This is a genomic window from Nisaea sp. (genome assembly GCF_039990255.1).
Lineage (GTDB): Bacteria > Pseudomonadota > Alphaproteobacteria > Thalassobaculales > Thalassobaculaceae > Nisaea.
In genome coordinates, this window is the sequence record NZ_JBDXGG010000025.1 from 90,356 (window position 1) to 112,411 (window position 22,056).

The 22,056-nt window shown below is 62.1% G+C and carries 18 protein-coding genes; 16 read left to right on the forward strand and 2 right to left on the reverse strand.

Features of this window, described 5'->3' with window-relative positions:
- Window positions 1-4: 4 nt before the first annotated feature.
- Window positions 5-460 (forward strand): PaaI family thioesterase, encoded by a 456-nt coding sequence (locus ABJ076_RS22745; RefSeq protein WP_348195871.1) that lies wholly within the window; start codon window positions 5-7, stop codon window positions 458-460.
- A gap of 81 nt (window positions 461-541) precedes the next feature.
- Here the strand turns inward: ABJ076_RS22745 and ABJ076_RS22750 are convergent, their stop codons facing one another.
- Together ABJ076_RS22750 and ABJ076_RS22755 are read right to left on the reverse strand one after the other, a co-directional pair.
- Window positions 542-2,062, reverse strand: coding sequence for an AMP-binding protein (locus ABJ076_RS22750; protein ID WP_348195873.1), 1,521 nt, complete (start codon window positions 2,060-2,062; stop codon window positions 542-544).
- 27 nt (window positions 2,063-2,089) lie between these two features.
- Window positions 2,090-4,126: an NADPH-dependent 2,4-dienoyl-CoA reductase gene (locus ABJ076_RS22755; RefSeq protein ID WP_348195875.1), complete on the reverse strand. Its 2,037-nt coding sequence runs from the start codon at window positions 4,124-4,126 to the stop codon at window positions 2,090-2,092.
- A 93-nt stretch (window positions 4,127-4,219) separates the two neighbouring features.
- Between ABJ076_RS22755 and ABJ076_RS22760 the strand changes: the two genes are divergently transcribed.
- The 15 genes from ABJ076_RS22760 (at window position 4,220) to ABJ076_RS22830 (ending at window position 22,056) form a co-directional block, all read left to right on the forward strand.
- Window positions 4,220-5,401 carry an acyl-CoA dehydrogenase family protein gene (locus ABJ076_RS22760; RefSeq protein WP_348195876.1) on the forward strand — a complete coding sequence of 394 codons (1,182 nt, stop codon included), beginning with the start codon at window positions 4,220-4,222 and terminating at the stop codon, window positions 5,399-5,401.
- Window positions 5,398-6,177 carry an enoyl-CoA hydratase/isomerase family protein gene (locus ABJ076_RS22765; RefSeq protein ID WP_348195878.1) on the forward strand — a complete coding sequence of 260 codons (780 nt, stop codon included), beginning with the start codon at window positions 5,398-5,400 and terminating at the stop codon, window positions 6,175-6,177. Before ABJ076_RS22760 ends, ABJ076_RS22765 begins: the two co-directional genes overlap by 4 nt.
- A gap of 10 nt (window positions 6,178-6,187) precedes the next feature.
- Entirely contained in the window at window positions 6,188-7,348 is a 1,161-nt protein-coding gene (locus tag ABJ076_RS22770; RefSeq protein WP_348195880.1) for an acyl-CoA dehydrogenase family protein, read from the forward strand.
- 26 nt (window positions 7,349-7,374) lie between these two features.
- Window positions 7,375-8,766: an AMP-binding protein gene (locus ABJ076_RS22775; protein WP_348195881.1), complete on the forward strand. Its 1,392-nt coding sequence runs from the start codon at window positions 7,375-7,377 to the stop codon at window positions 8,764-8,766.
- Window positions 8,763-10,370, forward strand: a complete 1,608-nt coding sequence (locus ABJ076_RS22780) for a carboxyl transferase domain-containing protein (RefSeq protein ID WP_348195882.1) — start codon at window positions 8,763-8,765, stop codon at window positions 10,368-10,370. Before ABJ076_RS22775 ends, ABJ076_RS22780 begins: the two co-directional genes overlap by 4 nt.
- A gap of 10 nt (window positions 10,371-10,380) precedes the next feature.
- A complete protein-coding gene (locus ABJ076_RS22785) occupies window positions 10,381-12,387 on the forward strand; it encodes a biotin carboxylase N-terminal domain-containing protein (RefSeq protein WP_348195884.1) in 2,007 nt (668 codons plus the stop codon).
- Window positions 12,388-12,391: 4 nt separating this feature from the next.
- Complete coding sequence (locus ABJ076_RS22790) at window positions 12,392-13,351, forward strand: hydroxymethylglutaryl-CoA lyase (RefSeq protein WP_348195885.1); 960 nt, start codon at window positions 12,392-12,394, stop codon at window positions 13,349-13,351.
- A 12-nt stretch (window positions 13,352-13,363) separates the two neighbouring features.
- Window positions 13,364-14,278 carry an SDR family NAD(P)-dependent oxidoreductase gene (locus ABJ076_RS22795; RefSeq protein ID WP_348195887.1) on the forward strand — a complete coding sequence of 305 codons (915 nt, stop codon included), beginning with the start codon at window positions 13,364-13,366 and terminating at the stop codon, window positions 14,276-14,278.
- Complete coding sequence (locus tag ABJ076_RS22800) at window positions 14,278-15,072, forward strand: citryl-CoA lyase (protein ID WP_348195889.1); 795 nt, start codon at window positions 14,278-14,280, stop codon at window positions 15,070-15,072. Before ABJ076_RS22795 ends, ABJ076_RS22800 begins: the two co-directional genes overlap by 1 nt.
- Window positions 15,073-15,075: 3 nt before the next feature.
- On the forward strand, window positions 15,076-16,239 hold the full coding sequence (locus tag ABJ076_RS22805; RefSeq protein ID WP_348195891.1) for an acyl-CoA dehydrogenase family protein: 1,164 nt from the start codon (window positions 15,076-15,078) through the stop codon (window positions 16,237-16,239).
- Between the two features lie 10 nt (window positions 16,240-16,249).
- Entirely contained in the window at window positions 16,250-17,095 is an 846-nt protein-coding gene (locus ABJ076_RS22810; protein WP_348195892.1) for a MaoC family dehydratase N-terminal domain-containing protein, read from the forward strand.
- A 223-nt stretch (window positions 17,096-17,318) separates the two neighbouring features.
- Window positions 17,319-18,098 carry an ABC transporter ATP-binding protein gene (locus ABJ076_RS22815; RefSeq protein ID WP_348195893.1) on the forward strand — a complete coding sequence of 260 codons (780 nt, stop codon included), beginning with the start codon at window positions 17,319-17,321 and terminating at the stop codon, window positions 18,096-18,098.
- 4 nt (window positions 18,099-18,102) lie between these two features.
- Window positions 18,103-20,100, forward strand: a complete 1,998-nt coding sequence (locus ABJ076_RS22820) for an AMP-binding protein (RefSeq protein ID WP_348195895.1) — start codon at window positions 18,103-18,105, stop codon at window positions 20,098-20,100.
- A gap of 15 nt (window positions 20,101-20,115) precedes the next feature.
- Window positions 20,116-21,000: a branched-chain amino acid ABC transporter permease gene (locus tag ABJ076_RS22825; RefSeq protein WP_348195896.1), complete on the forward strand. Its 885-nt coding sequence runs from the start codon at window positions 20,116-20,118 to the stop codon at window positions 20,998-21,000.
- Between the two features lie 3 nt (window positions 21,001-21,003).
- Complete coding sequence (locus ABJ076_RS22830; RefSeq protein ID WP_348195897.1) at window positions 21,004-22,056, forward strand: branched-chain amino acid ABC transporter permease; 1,053 nt, start codon at window positions 21,004-21,006, stop codon at window positions 22,054-22,056.

The window sequence follows — 22,056 nt, forward strand, 5'->3', positions numbered from 1 at the left end:
GTCTATGCCGGAATTCGAACCGAAGAATCCTGACTATGACGCGCGCGTGCGCGACAGTTTCGAGCGCCAGAAGGTGATGCAAACGCTGGGGATCGGTATTGCCGGACTCTCGCCCGGTCGTATCGTGCTGGAGATGGTACATAATGATGCCTTGACTCAACAGCACGGATTTCTGCACGCCGGGATCGTGTCGACCGCGCTCGACAGTGCCTGCGGCTATGCGGCCTTCTCTCTGATGCCCGCCGAGGCCGCGGTGCTGACTGTGGAATTCAAGATCAACCTGCTCAACCCGGCAGACGGCGAGCGGTTTCGATTCGTCGCGGATGTGGTCAAACCGGGGCGCACCCTGACGATCTGCGAGGCGCGCGCCTTTGCGGTGAAGGGCGGGGACGAAAGGCTCGTCGCCGCGATGACCGGAACGCTGATGGCCCTTGTCGGGCGGACGGGCGTGGCCGGATAAGGCTGCAAGCCGCTTGGTCGGTTGACGGCCGGTCGATCGGCTGCCCGGAGCTTCAACTCCGGTTCTCCCGCCGGCGGCCTCTCAGTTCGTCAACCGGCTTTCCAGGATGTGGCGCTGGATCTTGCCGCTCGTCGAGCGCGGAAAATCCTCGAATGCGATGAACTGGAACTCGCGCGGTCGCTTGTAGCCCGCTAGCTTCTCGCGGCATAACTGCATCAACTCTTCGGCGCCCGGTCCATCGTTGCCGCATGCGACAAACGCAACGGGGCTTTCACCCCATTTCGCATCGAGCGCCCGCACAACCGCTGCATCGACCACACCTGGATGCGCAAGCAGCACACGCTCGATTTCAGCTGGATAGACGTTCTCGCCGCCGGTCTTGATCAGGTATTTCACCCGGTCCACGAAATCGATTGTACCATCGCGGTTTCGGCGGAACAGATCGCCCATATGAAAGAAACCGTTGCGGAAGTCGCTGACGTTGGTGTCGTCGGCATTCCAGTATCCTGAAAACAGGGTCGGTCCACGCAACGCCATTTCGCCGGGCGATCCGATCGGGACGTCACGATCCTCGGGATCCACCAGTCGAACCTCGCAAAATGCGCTGATCCGTTTGGACAATGTCTCGGGCGCGACACCGGGGGCGATCAGATCGGCGGTGCCCGGCGGCAGACCGGTTTCTGTGGCTCCGAAGGAATTCAGATAGGGCGCACCGAGAAGACTCGTCAGTTCCGCGATCTGGTGCGGCGGCACCAGATCGGCCATCGCGCCGCAGACCTTGATCCCTTTCAACGGCAGTGGATTAGCGCGCCGTTCGGCGATGAAGGCCTCAAGCGCCCCGGGCATCATCACGAACCAGCCAATCCTGTGGCGTGACAGCGCCTCATTCATGACCGAGGGCTGCAGTCCATCCACCATCACCACAGTCCCGCCACGCAGAAGCGTCGCCAGCGCTTGATCGGTCGATGCCATGTGAAACATTGGCGCCCATGCGATGAAACCGTCATCGGGATCCAGCGCAAGCTGCGCCGCAAAGGCCATGGCACGCGCGATATGGGCACGGTGGCTGATTAGGGCGCCTTTCGGCAACCCGGTTGTTCCCGAGGTATAGAGTATCGTGAGGCCAGCCTCAGGATCATCCACCAGCGTGCCGGTGCGCGGGTCCGGGTTCGCCGAGGCCAGCGCCTGCTCCCATTCGGGTCCGATCTCCAGGCCGGGCAGATCCGACACTGCGCGAAAGGCATCACGCAATTCGGGTTCGACCACGGCCAGCACCGGTTCGACCAGTTCGATGCAATGCTTCAGCTCGGGCGCGGCGAGCCGCCAGTTCAGGCAGGCGACAATGGCGCCGATTCCCGCCGCCGCAAGTTCCAGCTCAAGATACTCGACGCGGTTATGCGACAGGATGGCGATCCTGTCGCCGGGCGCCACCCCTCGCGACAGAAGCACCGACGCCAAGCGATCCACACGGTCGACCAGTTCGCCATAGCTGCGGCGGGTCTCGCCATCCTCGACCGCAAGCGCGCCGTCCCTCCCCACCGCGCAGGTGCGGAAGACCGAGTACAGATCAGCGCGGCCCGCGCGCAGCACCTCAGGCAGCATCGCATCCTCCATTGTTACGGTGCCATCTCAGAAACTTTGAGCCAAGCGCACCCCTTCATCAATGGCGCGCAATGCATCGAGTTCGGCGGCTTCCTTGGCACCGCCGATCATTGTGACCGCAACGCCGCGCGATGCAAGCTCGTCGGCCAAGCTCCGCTCGGGTTCCTGGCCAGTGCACAATATGATGGTATCGGCGGCAATGACCCTTGGCTTGCCGTCCAAGAGGATATGCAGCCCGTCGTCGTCGATGCTGTCATAGACCACGCCGCACAAGGCCTCGACTCCATGCTTGCGCAGGGCGTTGCGCAGGATCCATCCCGTCGAGACGCCGAGCCCTGCACCGGGCTTCGAAGTCTTTCTCTGGAGCATGACAACTCTACGCCGCGAGGGTTTTGGCGCCAATGGATCGCTTACCAAGGAGCCCGGTGCGGCGAATTCCGGATCGACGCCCCATGTCGAGCAGAATGTTCCGGTGTTGTGGACCTCGGCTGGCTCGGTCACGAGGAACTCGGCTACGTCGTGCCCGATCCCGCCCGCGCCCATCACCGCAACAGTCTCGCCTGCGACGCGCGCGCCAGAGAGAATCTCGGCGTAGGTTGCGACACTGGGATGGTCTATGCCCGGCAGATCGGGAATGCGCGGGACCACCCCGGTCGCGATCACCACATGATCGAAACCCTCCAAATCATCGGCTTGCGCCCGCTGTCCCAGCCGCAGCTTTGCTCCGTGCTTTCTCATCTGACCAGCATAATAACGAAGGGTTTCGTTGAACTCGTCCTTACCCGGCGCCGCGCGCGCAAGGTTCAGTTGACCGCCAAGTTCGTCCGTAGCTTCGAAAAGCGTGACGTCATGGCCAAGCCGCGCCGCTTCGGCCGCCGCCGCCATTCCCGCGGCCCCGCCGCCGACAACCGCCACCTTCCTCGGCAATTCCGCGGGCGTGTCCCGGAATTCCGTTTCGCGCCCGGCTCGTGGATTGACGAGGCACCCGACCGGTCGGTCGGAGAATATGAAATCGAGACAGGCTTGGTTGCATGCAATGCAGGTATTGATTTCCTCGGCGCGGCCTTCGCGCACCTTCTTCACGAAAAGCGGATCCGCCAGGAATGGCCGAGCCATCGAGACCATATCCGCCTCACCGGAAACAATAATATCCTCCGCGATATCGGGAGTGTTGATGCGGTTCGAGGCCACTACCGGAATTGAAACCGCGGCCTTCACGTTGGCCGCGGCCTTTCGCCAGGCCCCCCGTGGCACGGGATAGGCTATGGTCGGTACACGCGCTTCGTGCCAGCCGATTCCGGTGTTCAGAATGTCGGCTCCTGCCTTCTCGATCTTCTGTGCCAGCGCTGCGATCTCCTCGGTCGGTGCCCCCTCTTCGATCAGGTCCGCGGCGGAGATCCGGTAGATGATCAGGAAATCCGGTCCGCAGGCCGCGCGAACGGCGCGCACGATCTCGACCGGAAAGCGATGCCGGTTCTCGACGCTTCCGCCCCAGTCATCCTCGCGTTTGTTCGTGTGCGTGACGGTGAACTCGTTGATGAGATAACCCTCGGAGCCCATGATCTCGACACCGTCGAATCCGGCAGCTTGAGCATTGGCAGCGGCTTCTGCGAAATCCAAGATTGTACGGCGGATATCTGCATCACTCATCTCGCGGGGCGTGTAACGATTGATCGGCGCGCGAATCGGCGACGGAGCAACGCAGTCTTCAATCTTTGCATATCGGCCGGCATGAAGAAGCTGCGCACAGATCAGGCTACCTTCGGCCTGGACTGCTTTGCAGATGGGACGCAGTTTCAGCGCCTCGTCCCGATCATCGATACGCGGACCGTCGGGATCAAATATTCCATCGGCATTGGGCGAAAAACCACCCGTGACCAAAATCGCCGCCTCGCCGCGGGCCCGCTCCGCATAAAAGGCAATCTGCCTGGCGATACCGTCAGGTTCGGTTTCAAGGCGCGTATGCATCGAGCCCATTATCACGCGATTGCGCAACGTCCTGCTGCCCGCGCTGATTGGTGAAAGCAGCGCCCCGTAGCCCGTTTCATCCAAAGACTTCATCATGCTCCCCTCCTTTGAAAACACCTCTTGCGCTGCATTCTAACGTTTGTTAGATTTTTTTAAAGAGGAATTCACCGCAATGGGAGGGCGGAGGGAATGCAGTTCCAGCCTACAGAGGACCAACAAGCGTTCCGCGAGACGGCGAAACGCTTTGCCACCGAAAAGCTGGCCCCCAGCTATCAGGAGCGGGCCGCCAAGCACGAATTCGACCGTGACCTGATCAGGGAAATGGGGGCGCTCGGCCTGATCGGCCCCGACCTGCCCGAGGAATTCGGCGGCTTGGGCGAAAGCTCTGTCACGTCGGGGCTGATCGTCGAAGAGATCGCCTATGCCGATTTCAACGCAAGTTACGTGCAGCTACTGGGATCGCTCATGGGCGGCATGGTCGCCAAGCACGCCTCGCGCGACATCGCGTCGGAATGGGTGCCCAAGGTGGTTTCGGGTGATGCCGTCATTGGTCTGGGCCTGACCGAGCCGCGCGGCGGTTCGGATGCGGCGAACCTGATTCTGAAGGCCGAGAAATCCGGAAACGGCTGGCGGCTGAACGGTGAAAAGACCTCCATGAGTTTTGCCAGCCAGGCCGATGCGGCGGTAGTCTTTGCCCGTACCGGCGATCCCAATGGCGGTTCGCGCGGGGTCAGCGCCTTCTTCATCGACCTGAACCAACCCGGCATCAAGCGCACGCATTTCGACGACATCGGCACCAAGCCCGTCGGGCGTGGATCGGTGTTCTTCGACGATGTCTTCGTGCCGGCCGAAAACATGATGGCCGAGCAGGACCGCGCCTTTGGCACCATCATGATGGGATTCGACTATTCCCGTGCGCTGATCGGTCTGGAATGCCTGGGCGCGGCGCAGGCTTCGGTGGACGAGACCTGGGCATATGTGCAGGAGCGCGAGGCGTTCGGCGCGCCGATCGTGCAGTATCAGGGCGTCAGCTTTCCGCTGGCCGAGGCGGAAACGCAACTGACCATGATGCGCCAGCTTTGCTACTACACGCTGGACCTGCGGGACCGCGGCCTGCCCCACACCTCCGAGGCAGCGATGTGCAAATGGTACCTGCCCAAGACCGCCTGCGAGATCCTGCACCAGTGTCTGATCCTGCACGGGCATTACGGCTATACCACAGACCTGCCGCATCATCAGCGCTACAACGACGTTCTGGGCCTTCAGATCGGCGACGGGACCGCGCAGATCCAAAAGCTGGTGATCGCCCGCGAGAAGGTCGGTCGCATGGCGTTGCAATATGACAAGAAGGCGAAGGGGTCCGCGAAATGAGCGATCCCGTCATCGTCAGCGCCGAGGGCAACGTCGGCATCATCGAACTGGCCCGCCCCGAGAAATTCAATTGCCTGTCACTTGAGGTGCATGAGCGCATATCTGCCGCACGTGCGGAATTTGAGGCGAACCCGGCTATTCGGGCGATCCTCATCCGGGCGCAAGGCAAGCACTTTTGCACCGGTGCCGATCTGGTGGAAGTGAAAGGCAAACTGAACGATCCCGCCGCGCTGGATCATTTCATCGCCTTCGGCATGAACAACCTGCGCGCGCTCGAAACCTCCTCCCTCCCAGTGGTCGTGGCGGTGCAGGGGTTGTGTCTGGCCGGCGGGATCGAACTGATGCTGTCCTGTGACGTGTGTTTCGCCGCCGAGACCGCCCAATTCGGCGATCAGCACGCGCAGTTCGGCCTGATCCCGGGCTGGGGTGGGTCACAGCGGCTGACGCGTCTGATGGGCCTGCGCCGTGCGCTGGACCTGATGTTCTCGGCCCGCTGGCTCAAGGCGGACGAGGCCAAGGATGCCGGCCTGGTCAACTACATCGTGCCGGATGCGGATCTGCATCAGGCCGCGCTGGAATACTGCCAGAAGATTGCCACCCGCTCGCGTCCCGGTATCGCCGAGATGAAGCGGCTGGCACGCGAAGGCGCGGATCTCGGCATCGACCAGCAAATGCGGCTGGAGCGTGACGCCGCCGTGCGCGCGTTGCCCAGCGATGACGTCGCCGAGGGGCTCGACGCGTTCGAGAACCGGCGCGCGCCCGAATTCAAGGCCTGAGGAAGAGACTATGGACTTCACTTTAAACGACGAACAGCGCCAGATTTACGAATACGGCGGCCAGTTGGCGCAGAAATACGACAATGCCTATTGGCTGGACCACGCGCGCAGGCACGAGTTCCCGCGGGAGATGTTCAAGCAGATTGCCGATGACGGCTTCCTGGGCATCATGGTGCCCGAGGAATACGGCGGCGCGGGCCTTGGCATGACCGAAATGGCCTTGTTCATGGAGGGCACCGCGAACCACGGCATTCCGCTTCTGATGATGGTGGTCGGGCCGACCATGTCGTTGGCCCATATCGCCAGCCACGGGAGCGAATTCCACAAGAAAGAGCTGCTGCCGGCGGCCTGCCGCGGCGATATCCAGTTCTGTTTCGCGATCACCGAACCGGGGGCCGGGTCGAACACGATGAAGGCCACCACGCTGGCCAAGCGCCGGGGCAACCGGTTCAGCCTGTCAGGCGAAAAGACCTTTATCACCGGGGCCGAGGTCTCGGACTATTGCCTGGTCGTGGCGCGGACCAAGCCGCATACCGAGGTCAGTCGCAAGACCGACGGCTTTACCCTGTTCGCCGTGGATCTGAAGAAAAAAGGTGTCGAAAAGCAGCGGGTGAAGATCTCGATCCCCCTGCCGGAGGAACAGTGGACGCTGTTCTTCGACGAGGTGGACCTGGGCCCGGAGGATGTGGTCGGCGAGGTCGACGAGGGCTTCTCGATCCTGTTCGACAGCCTCAACCCCGAACGCATCATCCTGGCCGCCCTGTGCTGCGGTATCGGGCGTTTCGCGCTGAACAAGGGGGTGAGCTACGCGTCCGAGCGCAATGTCTTTGGTCAGCCCATTGGCGCGCACCAAGGGGTGCAGCACCCGATGGCCAAGGCGCATACAGCGGTCGAGATGGCCAGCCTGATGACCCGCCGCGCGGCATGTGAGTTCGATAACAAGCTGCCGGCGGGGGCGTCGTCGAACATGGCGAAATACGCCGCCGCCGAGGCCGGGATCGAAGCGGTGGATGCCGCGCTTCAGGCGCATGGCGGATCGGGTTTCACCGAAGACACGGGGCTCTACGAGATGTACCCGCTGGTGCGTCTGCTGCGCACGGCGCCGGTGAACCGCGAACTGTGCCTGAGCTTCATCGGTGAAAAGGTCATGGGCATGCCGCGGTCTTATTGATCGCGCTGCACGTCACGGAGGATGACATGCAATTTGGAATGCGCTTCCGGCGGGAGGACGCCGCCGACAAGTTGAATGATCGTTTCTGGCACGAGATCGAGGGTAAGCCCCTGGACGAGGTCCGCCGCATTCAGGAAGAGCGGCTGCGCGATCAGATGGCCTATCTCAGGGCGAACTCGACCTTCTATCAGGAAAAGTTCGCCGCAGCCGGTGTGGAATTCGACGATATTCGTACCATCGAAGACCTGCGGAAGCTGCCCTATACCTACAAGACCGAGATCAGGGAGAGCCTTGCCGCCGAGCCGCCCTTTGGCAAGCATCGTGCCGCGCCCATGTCGGAGATCATCCAGATGCAGGCCTCGTCGGGCACCACAGGCAGTCCTTCATATGTGGCCCTGACAGAATCCGACGCCGAAATGTGGCACGAGATGACAGCGCGCTGTTTCTTTGCCAACGGCGTTCGGCCCGGCGACATGGTGCTGCATGCGTTTTCGCTGGCCAAGGGCTTTGTCGGCGGTATCCCGGTGATGCAGGGGTTGCAGTACATGGGCGCGATCGATGTGCCGGTGGGGGCGGATGGCGGTGCGGACCGCCTGTTGCGCGCCTGTGCCGACACGCGCCCGCGCTGTATCGTCGGCGCGCCGAATTTCGTTCTGCACCTGGCGGAAAAGGCGCCCGAGGTGCTGGGGTGCAAGGCCAGCGAACTGGGGGTCGAACATGTGATCGTCGGCGGAGAGCCCGGCGGCGGCATTCCCGCAATCCGCGCCAAGATCGAGGCCGCCTGGGGTGCGAAATGCACCGAAATGCTGGGCGGCACCGATCTGGGCGTGACCTACTGGGCCGAATGCGAGGAGCAGTCGGGCATGCATATGGTCAACATGGACTATATCATCACCGAATTGCTCGACCCTGACAGCGGCGAAATCATCCCCTGGGAAAAGGGGGCCGAAGGCGAGATGATCTATACCGCGATCGGCCGACAGGCGAGCCCGCTGGTGCGGTTCCGGTCTGGCGATTATATCGAAGTCATCGACACCGAATGCACCTGCGGCCGCACCGGGCCGAAGATCCGCTGCACCGGCCGCACCGACGACATGCTGATCGTGCGCGGGGCCAATGTCTTTCCGTCGGCCATCAACAGCGTCATCACCGAGATGGTGCCGGAGACCAATGGCGTCATGCGTATCGTGGCCGATTTCGAGGGTCACACAACGCAGGGCGCGCTGACGGTGATTGTCGAACGCGGCCCCGGCCGCGATCCGGCCGACGACGCCGCCCTCAAAAAGAAGATCGAGCAGCGGCTGCGCGACTCTTTGGTCTTCAAGGCCGACGTGCATCTGGTTGCGGCCGACACTTTCGAAAAACCCAGCGCCGCCAAGGTTGCCTTTGTTCTCAGGAAATACCCAGACCTGCCATGACACGAATGAAATCCCTACTCGATACCGGGTCCGACGACTTCCGGAAAAACGACGCGCGCTATCGCGAGAAGGTCGAAAAACTGCATGCGCTTCGGCTTCTGCAACGCGTCGGCGGCCCCGAAAAGGCGCGCGAACGGCATGTAAAAAAGGGCAAGATCCTGCCGCGCGAACGCATCGAGCGCCTGATCGACCCCGGCACGCCCTTCCTCGAGATCGGCGAGCTGGCCGGACTGAGAAAATACGATGGCGTGCCACCGGGCGCGGGTATCATCACCGGTATCGGCGTGATCGAGGGCCGCCAGTGCATGATCATCGCCAATGACGCCACTGTGAAGGGCGGCACCTATTTCGGCATGACCTCGCGCAAGCACGTCCGCGCCCAGAAGATTGCCTGGAAGAACCAGCTTCCGGTCATCACGCTGGTGGATTCCGGCGGTGCATTCCTTCCCGATCAGGAAAACATCTTCCCCGACGAAGGGCAGTTTGGGTCGATCTTTCACCAGCAGATCGGCATGTCCGGTGACGGGGTGCCGCAGATCGCCGTGGTCATGGGGCCCTGTACCGCTGGCGGTGCCTATATCCCGGCGCTCTGCGACGAGGTGGTAATCGTGCGCGGCCAGGGCTTCATGTATCTGGGCGGGCCAGAGCTGACCTTTGCCGCAACCGGCGAAAAGGTGGATGCCGAGGAGCTGGGCGGCGGCAAGATGCATTCGTCCGTCTCCGGTGTGACCGACCATCTGGCCGAGGATGACGCCCACGCCTTGGCCATCACGCGCGAGATCGTCAGCCATCTGGGCGAAAAGCCCAAGCCCCGCAAAACGCCCGAAGCGCCGCGTGCGCCCGCCTATCCGGTCGAGGAAATCTACGGCATCGTCAGCCGCGACCCCAAAGTGCCGACCGACAACCGCGAGATCGTAGCGCGGCTGGTGGATGACAGCGATTTCCACGAGTTCAAGCCGCTTTATGGCGATACGATCATGACCGGCTGGGGCCGTATTCATGGGCACGAAGTGGGCATTCTCGCCAATACCGGCGTGTTGTTCGTCGAAGCCGCGTTGAAGGCGACACATTTCATCAATCTTTGCGTCCAGCGCGATATTCCGCTGCTGTTCCTGGCCGATGTGAACGGCTTTATGGTGGGCCGCGAGGTCGAGCAGATGGGCATCGCCAAGGCCGGTGCCAAGATGATCACGGCCATGTCCTCGGCCCGGGTGCCGAAATTCACCATCATCACCGGCGGCTCTTACGGCGCGGGATACCTGGCGATGCTGGGGCGCCCGTTCCAGCCGGACGCGATGTTCGCCTGGCCGACGGGACGGTCGGCGATCATGGGGCCGGAACAAGCCGCCAGCGTCCTGGCGCAGGTCCGCGCGCAGATCAACGAACGCGAAGGCAAAAGCTGGACCCCCGAGGAGGAGGAAGCCTTCAAGGCGCCGATCCGCAAGGAATACGAAGATTTTCAAGGAGCCTATAATTTCGCCTCCAACCTTTGGATCGACAGCGTGATCGAGCCCTGTGAGACCCGTGACGTCATGGCGCTGATGCTGGATGTGACATCGCGCAGACCCAAGGTCGATACCAACTTCGGCGTGTTCAGGATGTGAGGAGCGAACCGTGAAAATCAAAACGCTTCTGATTGCCAACCGCGGCGAAATTGCCTGCCGGATCGCGCGCACCGCGCGGGCCAGCGGTATCACCCCTGTCGGCGTGCATTCGCAGGCCGACGCCAATGCCCTGCATGTGCGCGAGATCGGCAAATCTGTCTGTATCGGTGCCGGTCCTGCATCCGAGAGCTATCTGAAAATCGACGCGGTGATTGCCGCCGCGCAATCGGTGGGCGCGGATGCGATCCATCCCGGTTACGGCTTTCTGGCCGAAAACCCCGATTTCGCCCGCGCGGTCGAAGCCGCCGGTATGATCTTCATGGGGCCGACGCCGGAGACGCTGGAGCGTTTCGGCGACAAGGCCAGCGCCAAAGTGGCCGCCGTGGCTGCCGGCGTCCCGGTGATTTCGGGCGCCGAAGGCGCGCGGTCCGATCCGCAGCAAATTGCAGACGAGGTGCGCCAGATGGGCCTGCCGGTGCTGCTCAAGGCGGTCGGCGGCGGCGGCGGGCGCGGGCAGCGCCTGGTGACCGACGAGACCACGCTGATGGAGGATATCCAGGGCGCACTGCGCGAGGCGAAATCCACCTTCGGCTCCGAAGGGCTGCTGCTGGAACGGTTCCTGCCCGAGGCGCGCCATATCGAGGTGCAGATCGCCGGCGACGGCAAGGGCCACGTGGTGCACCTGTTCGAACGCGACTGCACGCTTCAGCGCCGCCACCAGAAGGTCATCGAGGAAGCGCCCGCTTGGGGTCTGCCGCGCACGCTTCTGGACGAGATCGCCCATGACGCGGTGCGTCTGGGCGAAACGCTGGACTATCGCGGCCTCGGCACTGTGGAATTTCTGGTCGCGGGGGACGAGTATTTCTTCCTTGAGGTAAATCCGCGCATTCAGGTGGAACACCCTGTCACCGAAGCGATCACCGGGCTGGACCTTGTCGCGCTTCACCTGCGCATCGCCGAAGGCGCGGGCCTGGGCCTGGCGCAGGATGACCTCAAGATCAACGGACACGCGGTCGAGGCGCGGCTTTACGCCGAAGACCCGGCGATGCAATTCGCCCCGTCGACCGGCACGCTCACCACGCTCAGCCTGCCATCGGGCCTGCGGATCGACAGCGGTGTCGAGGAAGGCGATGCGGTCACACCCTATTACGACCCGATGATCGCCAAGCTGATCGTCCACGCGCCCGACCGGGAAACCGCGTTGGCGCGTCTTGCCACGGCGCTTGATCATGTCGCGGTCGAAGGCGTCGAGACCAATCGCGCCTTTCTGACGGCGCTGGCGCGAAACCATGAATTCGAACGGATGCAGGTGCATACCCGCTGGATCGACGGCCGCATAGATCAGCTAACGCAACCGCCCGCGCTGGCCCGCCCCGTGCTGTGGAAAGCGGCGGCGGCGGTGCTGTTCGTGGCCGCGGGGCGGCGCGACACGGCGGCCGAGCCCTGGACCAACCGCGATACCTTCACCGGCTGGCGGCTGGGCCTGGGCGGCGACGCGCTGGAGGCGGGGCAGCGTGTGGCGTTGACCGATTCTGACGACAAGTCCGAGGAATTGCGCGTCGGTCCTGTCAAACCGGGTGCCAGATTCACCGTCTATTCGGAAAACGGCGAGGCGCTGACACTGTCGGCACGTGAAATCACGCCGGGCCGCTGGCGGCTGAGCGAAGGCGACACCGTCCACCTGATCGAAGCGCGGCTCCATGCCGGCGTAGTCGAGCTGGATACGCCCGAGGGACGGCTGGTTTTCCACCCCGCCGCGCCGCTCGACTTTGCCGGCGGCGACGCGGCCGCGGATCGCGCCGTAACCTCGCCGCTGACCGGCATGATCGTCGAGGTCAAGGTCACCAACGGCCAGATCGTGGCCGAGGGCGATGTCATCGCCGTCATGGAGTCCATGAAACTCGAGATCTCGATTCGCGCCGCGGCTGCCGGTACGGCCAACAACATCACCGTCTCGAATGGGGACATGGTCGACCGCGGCCAGGTCATCGCCGAGATCCTGCCACCCGAGGAGTGACCGCATGAGCGACTTTCCCAAATTCGTTGAATTCCGCGAGGAAGGCCCGCGCGAGGGTTTCCAGATCGAAAAGAAGATTTATCCGATCGAACAGCGGATCGAACTGATCGACATGCTCAGCGAGACAGGGCTGAAGCGTATCCAGGTGGGCAGTTTCGTCAGCCCCGAATTCGTGCCCCAGATGGCCGATACGGGCGAGCTGTTCCAGCGCATCAAGCGCAAGCCGGGCGTGAACTACACCTCGCTCTGGTTGAACGACAAGGGGTTTCGCAAGGCCCTGACGGCGCATGAGGTCGATATCGACCCGCGCCTGCTGTTCTACCCCTCCGAAGCCTTCGCGCAAGCCAACAACAACTGCTCCTCCGCCATAATGCGCGAGCGGCAGCGCGACTGGGTGCGCCTTTACAAGGAAGAGGGCTATGCCGTCGACGCGGCCTATGTGATGACCGCCTTCGGCTGCAACTACGAAGGCCCGATCCCGCAGGAACGCATTCTGGACGATTTCCGCTTTATCCTTGATCTGTGCGAGGAAGAGGACATCCCCGTGCCGATCCTCGTGATCGCCGACACCATGGGCTGGGGAAACCCCGAGGCGGTCAAGCGCATGATCGGCGCGTTGCGCGAAATGGCGCCCGAGGCCCGCATTGGCATGCACATCCACGACACCCGTGGCCTTGGCATCGCCAACGTCTATGCCGCCCTGTCGATGGGCGTGGACATGTTCGAAAGCTCGGTCGCCGGGCTTGGCGGCTGTCCCTTCGCGGGCCACGGCCATGCGCGGGCCGCCGGCAATGTCTGCACCGAGGACGCGGTGTTCCTGTGCCACGAAATGGGCATCGAGACGGGCATCGACCTGGACAAGCTGATCGCAGCGGCCGTCAAGGCCGAAGAGATTATCGGCGCACCACTAATGGGCCGGGTCATGCATTCAGGCGGTCTCGACAATTACCGCAAGGCAAGCTGAGGGAGGACGAAGATGGCGAAGGCACTTGACGGAAAGGTGGTCCTTGTCACCGGCGCCGGCGGCGGCATCGGACGCGACATCGCCCTAATGGCGGCGGCGGAAGGCGCCGCGGTGGTAGTGAACGACCTGGGCGCGTCGCTGAAGGGCACCGGCCAGACCGAGACCGCGGCCCAGAAGGTCGTAGAGGAAATCAAGGCCGCAGGCGGCGACGCGATCGCCGATGGCGGCAACGTCACCGATCCCGACGCCGCACGCGCGATGATCGAAGCCGGGGTCAAGGAATTCGGCCGCATCGACGCGGTGGTGAACAACGCCGGCATCCTGCGCGACGGGTTCTTTCACAAGATGACCTATGAGGATTTCGACGCGGTGGTGAAGGTCCATCTTTACGGCTCTTTCAACACCAGCCGCGCGGCGGCCGACTATTTCCGCGAACAGGAAAGCGGCGCGCTGGTGCACATGACCTCGACCTCGGGTCTGATCGGCAATTACGCCCAGGCGAACTACGCCGCCGCCAAGCTCGGTATCGCGGCCTTCTCCAAGTCGGTCGCGCTGGACCTCAAGCGCTGGAACGTGCGGTCGAACTGTATCGCTCCCTTCGCCTGGAGCCGGATGATCTCGTCGATCAAGACCGACACGCCCGAACAGAAGGCGCGCGTCGAGAAGATCAAGGAAATGACCCCGGCCAAGGTCGCGCCGATGGCCTGTTTCCTGATGAGCGACCGCTCCGTCGACGTCACGGGACAGATCTTCGCGGTGCGCAAGAACGAGATCTTCCTGTTCAACCAGCCCCGCCCGGTGCGGTCGGTCCATTCCGGTGATGGCTGGACCGCCGATGAAATCGCCGAGCGCGCCATTCCCGCGCTCAAATCGCAATTCACGCCGCTCGAGGTTTCGGCGGATGTTTTTTCGTGGGATCCGGTCTGATGGGAAAACGCAAGGAAAAGATCAGCTCGAAAATCGGCTGGAGCACGCCCGACCAGATCAACGTGCGCGGGCTCGACCTGCCCAACGAAATCCTCGGCCACATGAACCTCGGCGATCTGGCGTTTCTGCAACTGACGGGCCGCAAGGCCACGCCCGAGGAAAGCCGGGTCTTCAACGCCATCGTCATCACGCTGGTGGAACATGGCATCACGCCCTCTGCCCTGGCCGCGCGGATGACCTATATGGGCGCGCCGGAATCGCTTCAGGCCGCCGTTGCGGCCGGGCTGTGCGGATTGGGCACAGTCTTTGTCGGCTCGATGGAAGGCGCATCGAAGATGCTCTACGAGGCGCTGCCCCAGGACAAGCTGGGCACCAGCGCCGATCTGGACGCGATCGCCGTCGAGACCGTCGAGAAGTTCCGTGCCAGGAAGGCCATCGTGCCGGGTCTGGGCCATCCGGTCCACAAGCCCGTCGACCCGCGCGCGCCGCGTCTGTTCCAGATCGCGGCCGAGAACGGCAAGTCGGGCGAGTACATCGCGCTGATCCAGAAGATTCAAGCCGTGGCCGAGGAGAAATCGGGCAAGATGCTGCCGATCAACGCCACCGGCGCGATCGGCGCGATCTGCTGCGAATTCGGCTTCCCGTGGAAGATCGTGCGCGGCTTTGGCGTGATGGCGAGGGCGATCGGTCTGGTCGGTCACATCCTCGAAGAGAGCGAAAACCCGATTTCCTACGAGCTTTGGCAGCGTGCCGAGCAGGAAATTCTTGAAACGTCGGGTCCGGGAGCGAAGTAACCAATGCAGACGTCAGCCCCAGACACTCACACCGATCTGCGCGACGCCGTGCGCGCACTCTGCGCGCAGTTTCCGCCAGAATATCATCGCAAGTTCGGCGAAAACGAAACCTACCCCGAGGAGTTTGTCGATGCGCTGACCCGCGAGGGGTGGCTGGCCGCGATGATCCCCGAGGAATACGGCGGTTCGGGTCTGGGGCTGACCGAGGCCTCGATCATTATGGAAGAGGTGAACCGCTGCGGCGGCAATGCGGGCCATTGTCACGGGCAAATGTACAATATGGGCACGCTTCTCAGACACGGTTCGGAGGAGCAGAAGCAGAAATTCCTGCCCGGCATCGCCAGCGGCGCGTTGCGCTTGCAATCCATGGCCGTGACCGAGCCGACCACCGGGACCGATACCACCAAACTGAAGACCACGGCGGTCAAAAAGGGTGACCGCTATGTGATCAACGGCCAGAAGGTCTGGATCAGCCGCATCCAGCATTCCGACCTGATGATCCTGCTGGCACGCACCACGCCGCTGAACGAGGTCAAGAAAAGGTCGCAGGGCCTGTCGATCTTTATGGTCGATTTGAGAGAGGCCATCGGCAAAGGCATGGAGGTCCGCCCCATCGCCAATATGCCCGGCCACGAAACCAATGAGGTGTTCTTCGACAACCTAGAAATCCCCGCCGAGAACCTGATCGGCACCGAGGGGCGCGGGTTTTACCACATTCTTGACGGTCTGAATGCCGAACGGACCCTTATTGCGGCGGAATGCATCGGCGATGGCTATTGGTTCGTGGATAAGGCCCGCGTCTATGCCGGCGACCGCGTGGTCTTTGACCGTCCCATCGGCCAGAACCAGGGCGTGCAGTTTCCCATCGCCAGATCCTATGTGAACATCGAGGCCGCCAACCTGATGCGCTTTGAGGCCTGCAGACGGTTCGATGCCGGGCTGGATTGCGGGGCGCAGGCGAATATGGCCAAGCTGCTGGCCTCGGAGGCCAGCTGGGAAGCGGCCAATGCCTGCATCCAGACCCATGGCGGCTTTGGTTTCGCGCGGGAATATGATGTGGAGCGAAAGTTCCGCGAGGCCCGGCTGTATCAGGTGGCCCCGATTTCGACCAACCTGATCCTGTCCTATGTCGGCGAGCATATCCTGGGTATGCCGCGATCCTTCTGAGGCGGGGACCATGAGCAAAACCGATCTTGGCACACTCAAGCCCTGGCTGGGGCGCACCGACACCAAGGACGACATCCTGACCCCGGGGCTGATCGAACGGTTCCGCGCCACTCTTGGTACACATCTTAGCGACCGGGCGGGCGCGGCCCCGCTGGGGATTCACTGGTGCCTGGCGCTAGAGGCGGTGCCGTCCGACGCCCTGGCCGTTGACGGGCACACCAAGAAGGGTGCCTTTCTGCCGCCGGTCCCCCTGCCCTCGCGGATGTGGGCAGGAGGTGACGTGACCCATATCGCCCCGCTCACGGTTGGCGAAACCGTCACTCGGCATTCGGTGGTCGAAGACATCGCCGCGAAACAGGGCCGCAGCGGAGAACTGGTGTTCGTCACCGTGCGGCACGAATATACCTGCCGCGGCCAGGTCTGCATCTCGGAACGCCAGGACATCGTATACAAGGATGTCGCGCCCCCCCGGACCGCGCCGGCACACGCAGCGCCCGACGAAACGGAACCGAACACGCTGAAATCCGTGGTCACTCCGGATCCCACGCTTCTGTTCCGGTATTCCGCGCTGACGTTCAATGCGCATCGTATCCATTATGACCATGTCTACACGACCCGAACCGAGGCTTATCCGGGCCTGGTGGTTCACGGACCGTTGCAGGCGACCCTACTCCTGAATATCGCGGCCGATGCGCTGGGGCATACGCCGGGGCGGTTTTCGTTCCGCGGGGCCGCGCCGGTCACTCTTCCCTGCAGGTTGCATCTGCATTGCAGGGACGATGGCGGCGAAGGCGCGGTCTGGTGTCAGGACCAGACCGGATTGCGCAGTTTCATCGCGAACTACGCCGGAAAATGACGCAACGGCAACGTCGGTCACGCGGCGTTTCATATTGACTCATATTTCTAACGTATGTTAGAAAAATACTAACAGAGTTCGCAAAAACGGACTTGACGGCCCGATACAAAAACGGGGCCGGGAGGAGAACATTGCCAAAGAGTCGTCTCGCTGTTTCTGCGGCGGCAACCTGTGTTGAACTGCAGCCGCGCAGTGTGTGTCGCAGCATCTGCGGAACCATGTCATGAGCGCCGCGGCGGAAACCAGTGCGGCACCGCTTGCGGTGCGCGGCGCGACGCTCAAATTCGGCGGGGTGACCGCGCTTGACGATGTTTCGGTCACCGTCAACGACGGCGAACTGCTTGCGATCATCGGGCCGAACGGCGCCGGCAAGACCTCTCTTCTGAACGTGACCGCCGGGTTCTACCGCCCCCAGCAGGGGCATGTGGAACTGTCGGGAAAGGACGTGACGGGGCTGCGGGTCGACCAGATCGCGCGCAGCGGTCTGGCGCGAACCTTTCAGGGCACCCATCTTTTCGCCGGGCAGACCGTGATCGAAAACATCATGATCGGCCGGCACACCCTGATGAATTCGAACGTTGTTCAGGCCTTTTTCCACTTTGGCCCGGTGATGCGCGAAGAGGCCGAGCACCGCAAGGCTGCCGAGGAGATCATCGACTTTCTGGAAATCGAGGCGATCCGCAACAAGCCTGTGGGCACGCTGGGCTATGGCCTGCGCAAACGGGTCGATCTGGGCCGCGCCTTGGCGCAAGAGCCGTCGATCCTGATGATGGACGAACCCATGGCCGGGATGAATTCGGAGGAGAAAGAGGACCTTGCCCGGTTCATCCTGGACGTGCGCGAGGCGCGCAAGATCCCGGTGGTCCTTGTCGAACATGACATGAGCGTGGTGATGGATCTTGCCGACCGCGTGGTGGTGCTGGATTTCGGGCGGGTCATCGCCGAGGGCACGCCGGCGGAAATCCAGAAGAACCCGGCCGTGATCAAAGCTTATCTGGGATAGTTTCATGGTCACGCAGCAATCTGCCAAAACCTTCACCGACCCCGCCGTCACGCAAAGCGAAACCCTGCCGCAGGTCCTGTTGGCGCGGGCGGGCTCCGCCCCCGATGCCTTGGCCCAGCGTCACAAGCGGCTGGGCATTTGGCGCGAGTTCACCTGGGCCGATGTGCTGGAATGCGTCCGGGCGCTGGCGCTTGGTCTGGAGGAGATGGGTCTTTCGGCCGGCGACTCGGTGATGCTGATCGGCGAGAACGAACCCGAACATTTCTGGGCCGAATACGCGGTTCAGTCTTTGGGCGGCAAGGTCCTGTCGGTATATCCCGACCAGACAACCGAAGAGATCCTCTATCTGGCGCAGGATTCTCGCACCCGTGTCTTTTTGGCGCAGGATCAGGAACAGGTCGACAAATGCCTGGAGATCGTCGACCGGGTCGAGGGGGTGCTTGGGATCGTCTATTGGGATGATTCCGGGCTGTGGAACTACGATCACCCCATGCTGCGCTCGTTCGAGAGGGTCAGCCAGACCGGGAGGCATGTCCACGCCAAGGACCCAGAAAGGTTCGAAGACCATGTGCGGCGCGGCAAGGCCGGCGACATCGCGGTTCTGTCCTATACCTCCGGCACCACCGGCAAGCCGAAGGGTGTGATCATCACCCACCGCTACCTGTTCGACAACACGTCGCGGGTGATGGGTGCGATCGACATCACCCCGGGGACGGAATACCTGACCTACATCTCCCCCGCTTGGGTGACCGAGCAGATCTTTGGCCTGTCCATCGGCCTGATCGGCCCGATGGTGGTGAATTTCCCCGAAGGTCCCGAAGACGTGCTCGCCAATATCCGCGAATTAGCGGTGGACGCGCTGGTTTTCAGTCCGCGCCAGTGGGAGAACCTCGCCTCGATCGTGCAGGCGCGGATGCTGGGCGCCGGTCCGATACGCCGGGCGCTGTACAACTGGGGGATGAAGGTCGGCCGCGGCGTCTATGTCGAACGCCTGGAAGGCCGGACGCCAAGGCTTGCCGCGCGGCTTCAACTGCCCTTTGCCGAGGCTCTGGTGTTGCACCACCTGCGCGACAATCTCGGCCTGGGAAAGGCCCGGAACGCCATGAGCGGCGGCGCACTGATGGCTCCGGACGTGTTCCGCATGTTCCACGCGATGGGCGTCAAGCTGCGCAACGTCTATGGCGCGACCGAGGTCGGGCTGATGACCGCGCATATGGGCGAAAGCTATCAGCTGGAAACCAGCGGCTGCTGGATGCAGACCAATCCCGCCTATGGCGATCCGCTCGAATTCCGGATCTCCCCTGAGGGCGAATTGCAGGTGCGCGGCGGGTCGGGCTTTGGCGGATATTTCGGCAAACCGGACAAGACGGCCGAGGCGCAGACCGAAGACGGCTGGTATGCCACCGGCGACGCGGTCTCGATGACCGACGATGGAGAGCTCTTGTTTTATGACCGGGTGAAAGACATGCGCCGCCTGGCAAACGGTCACAGCTATCCGCCGCAGTTCATTGAAACGCGGTTGCGCTACAGCCCCTTCATCAAAGATTTAATGACATTGGGTGACGAATCCCGTGACTTCGTCGGCGCGCTGATCAATATCGACATGGAAGTCCTCAGCCGCTGGGCGGAAGAGAACAATATCAGCTTCTCGACCTATACCGATCTGTCGCAAAAGCCCGAGATTCTGGATCTCATAAAGGGCGAGATTACGCGCATTAACGCCTTGCTGCCGGAAGGTTCACACGTTGCGCGGTTTGCGAATTTTCCGAAAGAACTCGACCCGGACGAAGGTGAACTGACCCGGAGCCGGAAACTTCGGCGCGGATTTCTGGAAGAGCGATATGCGGACCTTGTCGCGGCTATCTATAGCGGTGCCGACAAGGCCGATCTCAAGATCGCCGTGACCTATCAGGACGGCCGCCAGGGCACGCTTGAGGCCAAGGTTCTCGTGTTGGATGTCGAGAGCATATCAAAGACTGTCAACCGGCAGTCGGAAACATAAGGGAGGTCGGCAACAGTGGTCTACTTCGTCAATGATATCATAACCGGGGCATTGATCGGCCTGCTATACGCGCTGGTGGCCATGGGCTTTGTCGTGATCTACCGCGCCAGCAAGGTTTTCAATTTCGCTCAGGGCGAACTGGTGATCATCGGCGGCTTCATCGTCTGGTTCACCACCTTGCAGGCCGGATTGAGCCTTTGGCTGTCGATACCGCTGTCGCTGCTTCTCGCAGGTTTTGTAGGATACCTGATCGAGCGGATATTTCTGACAAAACTGATCGGTGAATCAGTCTTTTCGATGGTCATGGTGACAGTCGGCCTGCTGATTTTGCTTCGCGGGTTTGTTCTGCTGCTGTTCGGCCCCGCGGTTCGGCCCTTCCCGGTAATCTTCCCGCTGAAACCCCTCTTCCTTGGGGACATGCTGATTCCGTTGAACCTGCTGATTGGTGGAATCATCACCATTGTCGCGGCCGCCGGTCTGTCGTGGTTCTTCAACCGGACCCGACCCGGGCTGCGGATGACAGCGGTGGCCGAAGATCATGTCGTTGCGTCTTCAATGGGGATCTCCGTGAAGAGTTCGATCGCCTTCGCCTGGGTTCTCGGCGCAATCCTGTCCACGGTTGGCGCGATGATCTTTCTCAGCGGCAAATCCCTGACCTTCCTGGCCTCCGATATCGGATTTGCCGCGCTGCCCGTGGCGCTATTCGCCGGGCTGGAATCGATCGGAGGGCTGATTTTGGCCGGGGTCATCATCGGCATCGTCCAGAGCCTGACAACAAACTACCTCGACCCAGTTATCGGCGGCTCCCTGGGCAGTGTCGTGCCCTATATCATCATGCTTGCCATTCTGCTGATCCGTCCCACCGGCCTGTTCGGTTGGCGCACCATCGAGCGGGTATAAGCCATGGATCCTTCAGGCATCTTCCCGACAAGCTATCAAGCCGACAGACGCCTCATACGCACGCGCTGGCAGGCACTTGCCCTCGTCCTGTTCCTCGCTCTCATGCTGGCCGCTCCCTATCTGGTGGGCGCGCGCATCATCGCAGTCCTGAACATGATGCTGATCAGCGCGGTCATCGCCGTGGGACTTCAGATATGCACGGGTTATGCCGGCCAGATCAATCTGGGCCAAGCGGCATTCATGGGTGTCGGAGCCTATACCGCCTCGATACTGGCCTCCAAAACCGGGCTTACATTCCTGTTGGTCATTCCCCTGGCGGGAATCGCAGCCGCGGTATTCGGCTTTCTCTTCGGACTGACCGCGGCCCGGATCAAGGGTTTCTATCTTGCCCTGACGACGATCGCGGCACAGTTCATCTTTCATTTCGCGGTCTTGAATCTGCCGTCGACCTGGATGGGTGGATCAAACGGTATCACTGTGCCGCCTGCGGAACTTTTCGGCCTGCGCTTCGTCAGCGAGACCGCGCAGTTCTATCTGAGTTTCGCTGTTGCCGCGATCATGATTGCGGGCGCATTCGGGATCGTCCGGTCCCGGTTCGGCCGTGCCTTCGTCGCGGTCCGGGACGATGACGTGGCTGCGGGTATCATGGGGATCAACGTCGCGGCCACCAAGGCCAACGCCTTTCTGATCGGTGCTTTCTACGCCGGCGTGGGTGGGGCGCTTTGGGCCTATATGATCCGCTTTGTCGGGGTCGATCAGTTCACGCTGTTCCATTCCATCTTCTTCGTAGCGATGATCATTGTCGGAGGGATGGGGTCGATCGTGGGGGCGTTGATCGGTGTTTTCGTCATTCGCATCATTCAGGAAATTATCGCGACGGTTGGCCCCAACATCGCCGAGTCAGTGCCTTTCGTGGGCGGCGACATCGTGTTCGCCGGCATGAATGTAATTCTCGGCGGCGTGATCGCTTTATTCATGATCCTCGAACCGAAAGGGCTGATGCATCGCTGGAACATCCTGAAGTCATCTTATCGCATCTGGCCGTTCCCTTATTGA